Source organism: Yoonia sp. R2-816 (assembly GCF_046762905.1).
In the GTDB taxonomy this organism is placed as follows: Bacteria; Pseudomonadota; Alphaproteobacteria; order Rhodobacterales; family Rhodobacteraceae; genus Yoonia.
Window position 1 is genome coordinate 42,133 of the sequence record NZ_JBKQXN010000185.1, and the last position, 11,946, is coordinate 54,078.

At 60.2% G+C, this 11,946-nt stretch carries 12 protein-coding genes; all 12 read left to right on the forward strand.

What is annotated here, in order from left to right; all coding sequences use genetic code 11:
• Position 1: 1 nt before the first annotated feature.
• The 12 genes from ACFWW2_RS09645 (at position 2) to ACFWW2_RS09700 (ending at position 11,932) form a co-directional block, all read left to right on the forward strand.
• Positions 2-1,231, forward strand: a complete 1,230-nt coding sequence (locus ACFWW2_RS09645; protein WP_393927811.1) for a type II secretion system F family protein — start codon at positions 2-4, stop codon at positions 1,229-1,231.
• Positions 1,185-1,640 (forward strand): type II secretion system major pseudopilin GspG, encoded by a 456-nt coding sequence (gene gspG, locus ACFWW2_RS09650; protein WP_393927812.1) that lies wholly within the window; start codon positions 1,185-1,187, stop codon positions 1,638-1,640. Before ACFWW2_RS09645 ends, gspG begins: the two co-directional genes overlap by 47 nt.
• Positions 1,621-2,040, forward strand: a complete 420-nt coding sequence (locus ACFWW2_RS09655) for a Tfp pilus assembly protein FimT/FimU (protein ID WP_393927813.1) — start codon at positions 1,621-1,623, stop codon at positions 2,038-2,040. Before gspG ends, ACFWW2_RS09655 begins: the two co-directional genes overlap by 20 nt.
• On the forward strand, positions 2,037-2,435 hold the full coding sequence (locus tag ACFWW2_RS09660) for a type II secretion system protein J (protein WP_393927814.1): 399 nt from the start codon (positions 2,037-2,039) through the stop codon (positions 2,433-2,435). Before ACFWW2_RS09655 ends, ACFWW2_RS09660 begins: the two co-directional genes overlap by 4 nt.
• The gene (locus tag ACFWW2_RS09665) at positions 2,435-3,097 is read left to right on the forward strand and encodes a hypothetical protein (RefSeq protein ID WP_393927815.1); all 663 of its coding nucleotides are present in this window, start codon (positions 2,435-2,437) and stop codon (positions 3,095-3,097) included. The genes ACFWW2_RS09660 and ACFWW2_RS09665 overlap by 1 nt, the downstream gene beginning before the upstream one ends.
• A 2-nt stretch (positions 3,098-3,099) precedes the next feature.
• Positions 3,100-3,930, forward strand: coding sequence for a hypothetical protein (locus tag ACFWW2_RS09670; RefSeq protein ID WP_393927816.1), 831 nt, complete (start codon positions 3,100-3,102; stop codon positions 3,928-3,930).
• Between the two features lie 2 nt (positions 3,931-3,932).
• Positions 3,933-4,577 (forward strand): prepilin peptidase, encoded by a 645-nt coding sequence (locus tag ACFWW2_RS09675; RefSeq protein WP_393927817.1) that lies wholly within the window; start codon positions 3,933-3,935, stop codon positions 4,575-4,577.
• 85 nt (positions 4,578-4,662) lie between these two features.
• Complete coding sequence (gene gspD / locus ACFWW2_RS09680; RefSeq protein ID WP_393927818.1) at positions 4,663-7,026, forward strand: type II secretion system secretin GspD; 2,364 nt, start codon at positions 4,663-4,665, stop codon at positions 7,024-7,026.
• A 134-nt stretch (positions 7,027-7,160) separates the two neighbouring features.
• On the forward strand, positions 7,161-7,628 hold the full coding sequence (locus ACFWW2_RS09685) for a DUF302 domain-containing protein (protein ID WP_393927819.1): 468 nt from the start codon (positions 7,161-7,163) through the stop codon (positions 7,626-7,628).
• Between the two features lie 23 nt (positions 7,629-7,651).
• Complete coding sequence (locus ACFWW2_RS09690) at positions 7,652-9,265, forward strand: thiamine pyrophosphate-binding protein (protein ID WP_393927820.1); 1,614 nt, start codon at positions 7,652-7,654, stop codon at positions 9,263-9,265.
• Entirely contained in the window at positions 9,249-10,442 is a 1,194-nt protein-coding gene (locus ACFWW2_RS09695; RefSeq protein ID WP_393927821.1) for a CaiB/BaiF CoA transferase family protein, read from the forward strand. The genes ACFWW2_RS09690 and ACFWW2_RS09695 overlap by 17 nt, the downstream gene beginning before the upstream one ends.
• 116 nt (positions 10,443-10,558) lie before the next feature.
• Complete coding sequence (locus tag ACFWW2_RS09700; protein ID WP_393927822.1) at positions 10,559-11,932, forward strand: tetratricopeptide repeat protein; 1,374 nt, start codon at positions 10,559-10,561, stop codon at positions 11,930-11,932.
• The last annotated feature ends 14 nt before the right edge of the window (positions 11,933-11,946 follow it).

Below are 11,946 nucleotides of genomic sequence, written 5' to 3' on the forward strand. Positions count from 1 at the left end.
CATGCCGGATACGGCTGCGACCGTTCTGTTTGATTATACCGCGCGTGATGGCGAAGGGCTGCGCAAGAAAGGTCAGATCGCGGCCCGAGACAGTGCGCACGCGACGCAGAAGCTGCGCGCCGAGGGGCTATATCCGATTGAGATTGCGGCTTCGAAGCCGAAGGAGCCGGTTGCCGCCAAGCGGAGCGGCAAGGTCGGCCGCCTGACCCAACGCCAGAAAGTGGCGGTGATTTCGCGGCTGGCCAAGCTGACGGGTAGTCAGATCAATCTGGACCGTGCTTTGTCGATCATGGCGGAAGGCGATGATGGTGCCATTTCAGCATCTGCCGCAGCGCTGCGCATGCATATGCGCGAAGGCGGAGGGTTTATGGACGGGCTGCGCACGCATCTGGGCTTGGAGGATGCGGCAACCCTTGCTTTGGTGCGCGGGGCCGAGATTTCGGGTGATCTGTCAGAAGCGCTGGCGACTGCCGCCGGTATTCTGGAACAGCGGCTGATGCTGGTCCGCCGCATCATGACAGGGTTGCTTTATCCCGGCCTGTTGCTGGTCGTTGCCCTGATTTCGGTGGGGCTGATCATGATCGCCATCATCCCCCAGTTCCGTCCGCTGGTTGAGGATCGGATGGATATGATCCCTGTGCTGGGCCGGGCGATCTTTGCCATTTCGGCCGCGTTGACAGCAATCTGGCCGCTTATCGTGACGGCTTTGCTGTTTGGTGGCTTTGCCCTGTGGCTGCTGCATCGTCGTGGCAAGGCCCTGCCTATCCTGTCAGCGGCGACATCCCGCCTACCCTTGGTGCGTGATGTCATTGGCCGCAATCAGGTCATGATTGTCCTGCACATCCTGGGTGCGCTGCTGCGCCGCGAGGTGATCCTGAGTGAAGCCTTGCGCGTTGTGGCCGAAACCGCACCCGGCGGCCGTGTCAAAGGTGCCTTGAAAAAGGTGTCATCCGAGGTGGAAACAGGTGCAGCATTGTCAACGGCCTTTGCGGGGGCGAATATCATGCCGTCCGCTGCCGTGGAGATGGTGCGGATTGGAGAAGAGACGGGCGATCTGTCCGGTATGATCGAACGGGCGGCGGAAGAAATGCGCGAGGCTGCCGACCGTGACCTGGAGCGTTTCCTCGCGCTATTCCAACCCGCATTGATCATCATTGTGGGACTACTTGTAGGGGTCAGCCTTTATGCGCTTTTCTCGGCCATTGTGTCTGTCAATTCGATCTCGTTCTAGGCGCAGAACGCGCCACACTGTCGGCTTTTCGCTGGTCGAGATGCTGGTTGCGGTTGCCATCGTGGGCCTGTTGGTGGGGCTTGTTGGCCCTGCGGCGATGCGTGCCCTGCAGGGGTCGCGTGTTGACACGACTGAGGCGCAGATCAATCAGCTGCGCGCCGCGGTTGATATATTCTCGATTGATACGGGCCGTGTCCCGAATGAGGCTGAGGGATTGACCGCCCTTGTCAGCGATACCGGCAGCATTGCGGGATGGAACGGCCCTTATACCCGTGATGGTGCGCTGCCCACCGATGCCTGGGGCAATCCGTTTATCTATAAATTCGAGGATGGTCAGGTGCAGATCATATCGCTGGGGGCGGATGGCCAGCCCGGTGGAACGGGGCGCAATGCGGATATCTCCGGCTAGACGCCGCAATGCGCGCGGCCTTGCCACGGTGGAAGTGCTGGTCGCTGTCGCCATCGTGCTGATGGTGGGTGCTATCGGTATCGTCAGTTTTGGCGGCACGGCGCGCGGCGAGCTTCGCACCGAGGCCGCAGATATGGGGCTGTTTTTACAGCAGACCCGACTGCGGGCGCTGGAACTGGGTCGCCCTGTTGAGGTGATCTTGTCGGCCAGTGACCGCACATTGCTGGCGGGCGGTGCCACGCATGTCATCGCACAAGGCATTACCATCGAGCCTGATGAGGCCCGGCTGATCCTGGAGCCGTCGGGCGGATCGGAGGGCTTGATTGTCACGCTGAGTAAGGATGATCATTCTGCGACGGTGACGTTGGATTGGCTGACCGGTCGGGTGGAGGTCCAATGATCCGCCGTCGCCGCATGCGGGGCTTTACTCTGATCGAAAGCCTTGTCGCACTGGCCATCGCGGCCCTGATCATCAACGGATTCTACGGCGCCTTGTCCACGGGCAGCTTGCTGGACCGCCGGGCGAACGCGCAGGCAGAAAAGGTGTTACTGGCTACCAATGTGATAGATCGTGTTGGTATTGATCTGCCCTTGCGCATTGGTACGGTCGAAACCGGCACGCAGAACGGGTTGCAGTGGGAACTGATCATCGGGGCGACCCCCACGACTGATATGCAATTGGGCGAGATCTATCCCAATGAGCTGATCTTTGTCTCTGTGTCGGTGACCGACCCGACGGAGACGACGACGCCGGTTGTCCTGCGATCCATCCGTTATGCGCAGTCGCCATTGTGATGCGCCGTCGTCAGAAAACGGCTGGCTTTGTCATGGCCGAGGCGCTGGTGGCGCTGGCGATTGCCGCAATGACCCTTGCCCTGCTGACAGGGGCAAGCTGGGGGTTGCGGCTGGCGTCAGAGCGCCGTGCCGCCGCAGTGGAAACAAGTGCTGCGGATTGGCTGGCGGCCCGTCGCGCGCTGGTTGGCTGGGCCTCTGGCGTGACGGCTGCCAGCGTTGAGGAGACAGATGCCCGCTTTATCGGGACGAGCACCACCGCGCGCATGGTGGTCGAACCGGTTGGATCAGGCCGGACGCCCGCATTTGTCGGTGAGTTGCGCGTCGAGGCGATTTCAGACAGCACATATGCCCTGATCGCTGCCCGCCATTTTGGTCAGATCGACGCCCGCGTCGCATCGGACGATCCACAGGAAACGGAAGTTGTGCGTGCGAACGAACCAATCCGCATTCTATATCTGCTACCGCGCGATGGCGCGAGTGTTGGCGACACCTGGCGCTATGAGACCGGTAGCGGTGGTGATGACGGCCTTCCCGCTGCCATCGCGATTGAGGTTGGCGACGCGCGTATGCTGACGGCCCGGATTTTTGCAACAGTCAGCACATCCTGTCTGGCCGCACTGGGACCTGGCGGGCTGGAGGATGACCGGTGCGATCTGAGATGAAGATGAACCGCAGAACATACGGGCAGCGCGGTTATGTGCTGATCACGGTTATGTGGATCGGGCTGGCCTTGTTGCTGGCCGTCTCGGCCTTTTTGTCGACCGCACGACAGGAGGCATTGAATGTCAGGGCCGAGGTCGGTGCCGCCCGCGCACTGGAACTGGCACGCAGCGGCGTAAATGTCGCCATGGCAGATTTGGGTCGTATCGACCCTGATCAGGTGCGCAGCCCGGTGGATGGCACGCCGATCACCCTGCAAATGGCCGAAGGGCGCGTCACCTATCGCATTATCGATGAGGCGGGCAAGATCGACATCCTGCAGGCCCCGTCGCAGGTGCTGACCCCGGCCCTTGTCCGGATTGGTGAGGTTGAGGGGATCGACGCATTTGATGCGGTCACCATTGCAGAGGCGCTGGCCGGTTTTGCGCAGCAGCCCGATGGCACCATCGGGTCGGTCTACACAGCCCTGATCCGCGCGGGTTTCAATGGTGACACAGCGGCTGCCGCAAGCCGGTATCTGACGACCCTGAACTTTTCCGCGCAGGTAAACCCGCGCACCGCATCGCGCACGGTGCTGGAATCCATCCCCGGTTTAGGCCCAAGCGATGTGGAGGAAATCTTGGTGCGCCGGTCAACCGGTCGCCCGATGCCCCGGCTTGGCAGCGCCGTTGCCTGGCTGGTGGAAGGCAGTGGCCCGGTTTACACAATTGAGGCCGAAGCCGAACTCACAACCGGCGCACGCGCGACGTTGCAGGCGCAGGTCGCCCAGCGCGGCCTGTCATTTCGGGGTGGTCTGATGCGCTATGAAATCCTGTCGGTTCGGCAGATCCGATAGCGATGGAAGGCGGCGCATGGATAGCAGCGGCGGCTGTGCTGGCCATGTGCTTTGCAGTCGCGTATGGGCCGGTGCGCCTGACATGCCGCGCAGTGCTGCGTAAGGTCATGCCGACCGATGCGATGCGCGGCTGGCAATACCCCGTGACCCATGGCCTGCAGGCCGGGCTGGTGCTGACCGTGGTCTTTGCAGCACTGCTTGGCGGACCGGATGCCGCGGTGTTGGCCGCTGTTGTGGGCCTGCTTGTGCTGCTGGCTGTTCTTGATCTGGCGTGGCGGTGGTTGCCTTTTGTCTGGACGATACTGCTATTGGCTTTGGGTGTCGTGGTGGCATGGGCCACGGATTCCTGGGCGCACGCCGCATCAGGTGCCGCGATTGGCGGTGGTATTCTGCTCGGCTTGCAACTGTTTTTCCGGTTCTGGCGCGGTGTCGAGGCCCTCGGGACGGGCGACATCTGGCTGGCTGCGGGACTTGGTGCGCTGACCGGACCACAGCAGATTTCGCTGATTTTGGGCATTGCGGCGATCACCGGGTTGGCTGCCGAGGTCCTTGGAAAAATACTGCGATCCGGCTCTGACAGGCGCAGAATGGGCGTTGCATATGGAGCACATATGTGCGTGGCCTATATTATTGTCTTTCCTTTTTAGGCGTTTACGGGCCAAACTTGTGCCAATAATGCAAAAAGCAGGGCGCACCGGGGGTACATCCGGGCGCAGACGATTGAGGCAGATGATGAACAAGTTTATGCTTTGCGTGGCTGCGGCTGCGCTTTTGACGGGTTGTGATGACCTGATCTCTCGTGATGAAAATGCGCCCACTGCCTTGGAAAGTTGGCGTGCCCGCACCATCCTTGGTGGCGGCGATGGCCAGGCTGGTCAGCGGCGTGAAGGCCGCGTGACAGACGGCCAATTGGTGCAGGCGGGCGATGGCACGATCTATCCCGGTCGCCAGCCCCTTTTCCGCGACAGCGATTTTGTGAACAGTTCCGGCGAACGCACCGTGTCGCTGAACCTGGTCGATGTCACCATCGCAGAGGCCGCAGCCGCCATTCTGGGTGAGCTTCTGCGCGAAAACTATGTGCTGGATCCGAATGTGCAGGGCACAGTGAACATCCGCTCAAGCCAGCCGATCAGCCGCACCACGGCCATTGAGGTCTTTGAACTGGCGCTGAAGCAGAACAATGCCGCGCTGGTCCGCCGTGGCGATACCTTTGCCATCGTGCCCCTGTCCGGTGATCTGAGCATCGGTGCATCTGTTGGCCGTGATGTGCCCATGGGCTATTCCCTGCGGGTTATTCCATTGCGCCATATCGGGGCGCAGGAAATGGCCACGATCCTGCAACCGTTTGCGGGTGCCAACATCGTAGGCATTGATGCCCAGCGTAACATCATCGTTCTTGCCGGCACATCTGCCGATCAGCGCGCATGGCAGGACACGATCACCAGCTTTGACGTCAACTGGCTGGCCAACCGGTCCGTTGGTGTCTTTCCGATCCGGGGGCGTTCGGCCCAGTCTATTGTGAACGGTCTTGATCTGGTCGTTGAGACCGATGAAAGCTTTGAACCCATTGTCGTGTTCGAGGTGATCCCCGAAAACAATTCCATCCTGGCCGTCGCCAAGACGCCCAGCGCGCTGGAGAATGTCGCCGTCTGGATCCGCCGTTTGACCCAAGAGGGTCTGAACGACGCGCAGGTCTATTCCTATGACATGAAATATGCGCGTGCGGCGGACATCGCCCCTACCCTGTCGCAAATTCTGGGGATCGAGGTCGAAACTGGCGCGTCTGCCGATGCGGAGGTGGTGAGTGCCAGCTTTGATGGGGGCGGTTTTGATCAGAACACCAACGCAACCCGGATTGTGGCGAGCGAAGCAACCAACACTTTGCTGATCCATGGCACGCATGATGAATATCAGCGCGTTCTGGGTATGTTGCACCGGCTGGACGTGCCACCCCGGCAGGTATTGGTCGAGGCAACCATTGTCGAAGTGTCGCTGAATGACGAGCTGCGCTATGGCGTGCAGTATTTCTTTGAGGATGGCGGGGATACCTATGGTTTGACCCGTTCGAATGCCAGCACTGGCATCGCGGCCGAGGTCCCCGGTTTCAGCGCGGTCTTTGACGTCGCCAGCCCATCGGTGATTATTGATGCGCTGGATGATGTGACGACCGTGAATGTCGTGTCATCCCCCAATCTGATGATCCTGAACAACGAATCCGCCCGCCTTGTGGTTGGGGATCAGGTGCCGATTTCGGTGCAGACGGCGCAGGATGCCAACAACAATCCGGAGGTCTTTGTCTCTACCGTTGAGTTCCGCGATACCGGAGTGATCTTTGAGGTCACACCGCGCATCAACTCGTCTGGCTCTGTCGTGCTGAACATCCAGCAAGAGGTCAGCACAATCGGTGAAACCGATGCCTCGACCGGCAACCCGATCATTTCGCAGCGTACGATCTCAAGTTCGGTCGCTGTGGATAGTGGTGAGACGATTGCCTTGGGTGGTTTGTTCGAGGATCGCAGCACCAGCGGCAGCGCCGGTGTTCCGGGGCTGGCGCGCCAGCCGATCATTGGTGCCCTGTTTGGGCGTCAGTCGCGGACACGGGACCAGACCGAATTGCTGATCCTGATCACGCCGCGCATCGTCAACAACGCGGTCGATACCCGCCGCATCACGCGCAGCCTGCGTGACCGGATGGAGAATATCCGCCTTGACGATGCATCGCTGAGCAACGCGGTGAATGTGCCCCGGCTGCAGACGCAGAATTCGGCCGGTATCTCATCCCGGGCAGCCACGCCTGCGGCAGGTGGCGGAATTCAGGCTGATGTGCGTGCGGCCTTGGAGGTTGCGACCCAACCGGCCCCTGCTGGCGGCACGCATTTTGCCTATCTGGGTGCCTTCGGGTCTGAAGAGGCTGCCCGTCGCCACTGGGCGAGTGTATCGCAAAGCAATGCAAGTGCCCTGGCCGGTCTGACGCCGCGCTTTTCAGCAAGCGGGTCGCTTGTCAGTGTGGCCGTTGGTCCAGTGAGCGATTCCCGTGCGACGCAGATCTGTGTGCAGGTCCGATCGGATTGCTACACGACCAAGGCCACGAACTAGGGCAGCCAGATCACGACAATTATGAGAGAGGCCGATCCGGCCTCTCTTTTTTTGTCTTCGACACATCTAATTGAAACACTGCAACATTGTTTTGCGCTATGGCCAAGCAAAGTGAAGATGACAGGTGTGGACCCTTGCGATTTCTTATTTTGATCATGGCTATTCTGGCGGCGTTGCCTGCAACCGCGCAATCCGTCACACCGCGCGAAGGCTGGGTTGTCATGGCGACCGATAAAGGCTTTGACGATCTGCTGGACGATTTGAAAGTAGCGGTGCGTGAAAACGGTCTGGCCGTTGTCACACAGGCGGGTCCGACCGGTGCCGCCCGGGCCCGGGGTATCACGATCCCTGAAAATCGCGTCGTTGGTGTGTTCAATAACCTTTACGCTGTTCGTATTCTGGAGGCTTCGGTTCCTGCAATGATTGAGGCACCTGTGCGCTTCTACCTGACCGAAGAACCCGACGGCACGGCGACCCTATCATACAAACAGCCCAGTTTTGTCTTTCAGCCCTATGCGCTGGACGCCACCGCAGACCTGATGGTAGCTGCGGAAGAATTGGATGCCGTCTTTGACGCCATCGCCACCGCTGCCACCCGCTGACACGACACCGACAGGGACACGATATGCAGGAAACACTTCGCGCAGCTGATATTCTGGCGCGCCGTCTATATGCGGCCGGGTGCCGGTTTGCCTTTGGGATGCCGGGGGGTGAAGTGCTGACCCTGATTGATGCGCTGGAAAAGGCGGGCATTCGCTTTGTACTGACCAAGCATGAAAATGCCGCCGGTTTCATGGCCGAAGGTGTGCATCACGTCGATAGTGCCCCGGCCATTCTGGTCGCCACGGTCGGGCCAGGGGCCATGAACGGCGTCAATGTGATCGCCAATGCCGAGCAGGATCGTGTGCCACTGATCGTGCTGACCGGGTGTGTTGATGCCGCAGAGGCAGAAACCTATACCCATCAGGTGCTGGATCATCGCAAGGTTTTTGAGCCGATCACCAAGGCCACATTCACGCTGAATGCCGAGGCCTGTGGCGTGATCGCCGACAAGGCCGTGGGTATCGCCACCGAGGGCCGGGCCGGGCCGGTGCATATTGATGTCCCCATTTCCGTAGCCGACGCCCCTGCCCGCCCGCTGCACGTCGGCCGGGTGACGGCAAGCCCGGTTGCCCCCAGCGGTGCGGACCTTGTGACCGCCCGCACGTGGCTGGCAGAGGCGCAGCGTCCAATCATTGTCGCCGGTCTTGATGTGCTAAAGGACGGGGCAGAGGATGCCTTGCGCGAGTTTGCCGATACATTCCATGTGCCGGTCATCACCACCTACAAAGCCAAGGGCGTTCTGCCAGAGGATCATGCGCACGCGCTTGGTGGTGCGGGTCTGTCGCCACTGGCGGATCGTCATCTATTGCCGTTTCTGGCTCAGGCGGACCTGATCCTGTTGGTAGGTTATGACCCGATTGAGATGCGCACGGGCTGGCAGAATGCCTGGGACCCAGCGGCGCAGCGGGTAATCGATATCCATGCGGCCCCGAACCACCACTACATGCATCAGGCAGGGTTGAGCTTTATCGCCGATACCGGTGCGGCCTTGGTTGCATTGGGTGCGGATGTTGCCCCACGCGAGACATGGGCTGACGGCCAAATTTCCGCGTTGAAGGACCAGTTGGCGCAGGCCTTTCCGGTGGATGAGGACTGGGGTCCGGGGGCTGTCATTGATACCTGCCGCACCGTCCTGCCGCCCGAAACGATTGCGACTGTCGATAGCGGCGCGCATCGTATTTTGTTGTCGCAGATGTGGACCTGCCCTGCCCCGCGCACATTGCTGCAATCATCAGGTCTATGCACCATGGGATGTGCCGTGCCACTGGCGATGGGGGCCAAGATCGCGGCACCCGACCGCCCGGTCGTCAGTTTTTCGGGTGATGCGGGGCTGTTGATGGTCGCAGGCGAATTAGCGACGGCGGCCGAACTGGGTCAAAACACGATCTTTGTTGTCTTTGTCGATGCCTCGCTTGCCTTGATTGAGTTGAAGCAGCGCCAGAGGCAGATGGACAATACAGGCGTCGATTTTGGCACGCATGACTACGCCGCAATTGGTCGTGCGTTTGGTGGCAATGGTGTGACGGTCCGTGACCGCACAGCTTTGTCCAACGCATTGGAAGAGGCCTTGCAGGCTGATAGTTTCACCCTGATTGCGGCCGAAATTGACCGCCAAGCCTATGACGGACGGATTTGATATGGGACCGCTGGATGGTGTTCGTGTACTGGATCTGAGCCGTATTCTGGCAGGGCCGACCTGCACCCAGTTGCTGGGCGATCTGGGGGCAGAGATCATCAAGATCGAGAACCCCAATGGCGGGGATGACACGCGCACATGGGGGCCGCCCTTTGTCACCGGCAGGGATGGCGCGCCGACTGATCTGTCGTCTTATTTCCTGTGTGCCAACCGCAACAAGCTATCGGTGGCCGTTGATATTGCGACAGATGAGGGGCAGGAAACCATCCGCCAACTGGCTGCGCAATCCGATATCGTGATCGAGAATTTCAAGCCGGGCGGGTTGGCGAAATACCGGCTGGATGCCGCCACGCTCTGCGCGGCTGATCCCGCACTGATCTATTGTTCAATCTCGGGCTATGGCCAGACCGGGCCGAATGCCCACAAGCCCGGCTATGATCTGATGGCGCAGGGCTATGGCGGGATCATGTCGCTGACGGGTGAGCCGGATGGCCAGCCGATGAAGGTGGGGGTCGGCATCGCCGATGTGATGTGCGGGATGTATGCGAGCGTTGGCATTCTGGCGGCGTTGCGACACCGCGATCAGACCGGCGAAGGACAGCATATCGACCTGTCACTGGTCGATAGCCAGATTGCCTGGCTGATCAACGAGGGCACCAGTCATCTGACGACCGGCAAGCGCCCGATCCGGCGCGGCAACGGGCACCCGAATATCGCGCCCTATCAGGTTTTCGCCACAGCTGACGGCCATGTCATTGTGGCGGTGGGCAATGACAGCCAGTTCCGCCGCTTTTGTGGATTTCTGGGGCTTGATACGCTCCCGGATGATCCACGATTTGCAGCAAACAGCGCCCGTCTGAACAACCGCGAGGCGTTGATTGATGCGCTGGTGCCGCCATTGGCTGCATTGAAAATGGCTGATGTGATTGAAGGCCTTGAAGGGTGCGGCGTGCCGGTGGGGCCTGTGCAGACGCTTGATCAGGTCTTTGCCTCTGATCAGGTCGCGGCAAGGGAGATGGCCGTGACCGTTGCTTGCGATGATGCCGATACCGGGGCTGTGCGTTTGATCGGCAATCCGCTGAAATTTTCAGCAACCCCGGTCACTTATCGGCGGGCACCGCCCGGCCTTGGGCAGGATACTGCCGAGGTTTTGCAGCGGCTGAAAATAAAGCCCTGATAAGAAACGTTAATCTTCTTTGAAACACTTATGACAGGTTCGTCAATCACGGGTCTGTGTGGTGTGTCTTTCACGAGAGGCTGCTACCGACATTGGGACACAGGAGAGATTGACACATGATGCAGGATATTTTCGGGCAGGATACGACGATTTCGAACGCGCAGGCCCTGGAAAGCTGGAATCGGACGCAGCTTGCGTTTCTTGCACATGGTGCCACGACGCCGACTCATCTTGGTGAAACGCTGACGGCTGAGCCGCAATTTGCCCTTGGTCATGCCGTCAAAGCGATGTTCTATATTCTGCTGGGCCGCAAGGAGCTGTTGGCGACAGCGCAAGAGGCGTTTGAAGCCGCAGAGGCAGCCCATAGTGCCATGCCCGCCAGCAAGCGAGAGGCCTATTTCCTGCACGCCTTACGCGACTGGATGACGGGCCAGCCAAAAGCCGCCCTGCGCCATTTTGAAGCCGCATTGGCCGACAACCCTACAGATACGCTGGCCATGAAACTGGATCATGCGTTGCGCTTTGTTCTGGGTGACAATATCGGCATGCGGCGCATGGTCGAACAGGTCTTGCCAGCCTATTCCAATACCCATCCTGGATACGGATATCTGCTGGGCTGTCATGCCTTCACACTGGAAGAAACCGGCGAATACAACCGCGCCCAGATCGCCGGGCGCGAGGGCCTTTTGCTGGCCCCTGATGATGCCTGGGGGCTGCACGCGGTGGCCCATGTCCATGACATGACAGCCGATGCCGCCGGTGGGATCAAGTGGTTGTCCGGGCGTGAAGAGGCCTGGGCGCATTGCAACAATTTTCGTTACCATGTGTGGTGGCACAAGGCGCTGATGCATCTTGATCTGGGTGAGGTTGATGTGGTGCTGGACCTCTATGATCAGCAGATTCGCAAGGACAAGACGGATGATTACCGCGACATCTCGAACGCGACATCCCTGCTCAGCCGTCTGGAGCTGGATGGTATTGATGTGGGCGACCGGTGGGAAGAACTGGCCGATCTGTCTGCCAACCGGACCGAGGATGGCTGCTTGATCTTTGCTGACCTGCACTATCTTCTGGCCCTTGTGGGTGATCAGCGGCACAACGCGATCACCACGATGATGGGCCGTCTGCACCGCGATGCCAAGGAAAGCCGGACGGACATGCAAAAGGCGATGGCCGTCCCGGGGCTTGCCGCCGCGATCGGGCTGGAGGCCTTTGGTGAGGCCAAGTTCGAAACCGCGTTTATCAATCTCGCACGGGCCAATGCCGATCTGCAGGGGGCCGGCGGCAGCCATGCCCAGCGCGATGTATTTGAACGTCTGACCATCGACAGCGGCATTCGCGCCGGTTTCCTTGATGAAGCAGAAGCCGTGCTGGCCAAGCGCACCAAGCTGCGCAATGGACGTATTGACGGCTATGCCGCCGCGCGGCAGAAGCTGATCGCGGATGGGCGGCGTGCGGCGGGTGATGCAGCGCGGGTTGCCGCATCCTGAGGTGCGACCAACAG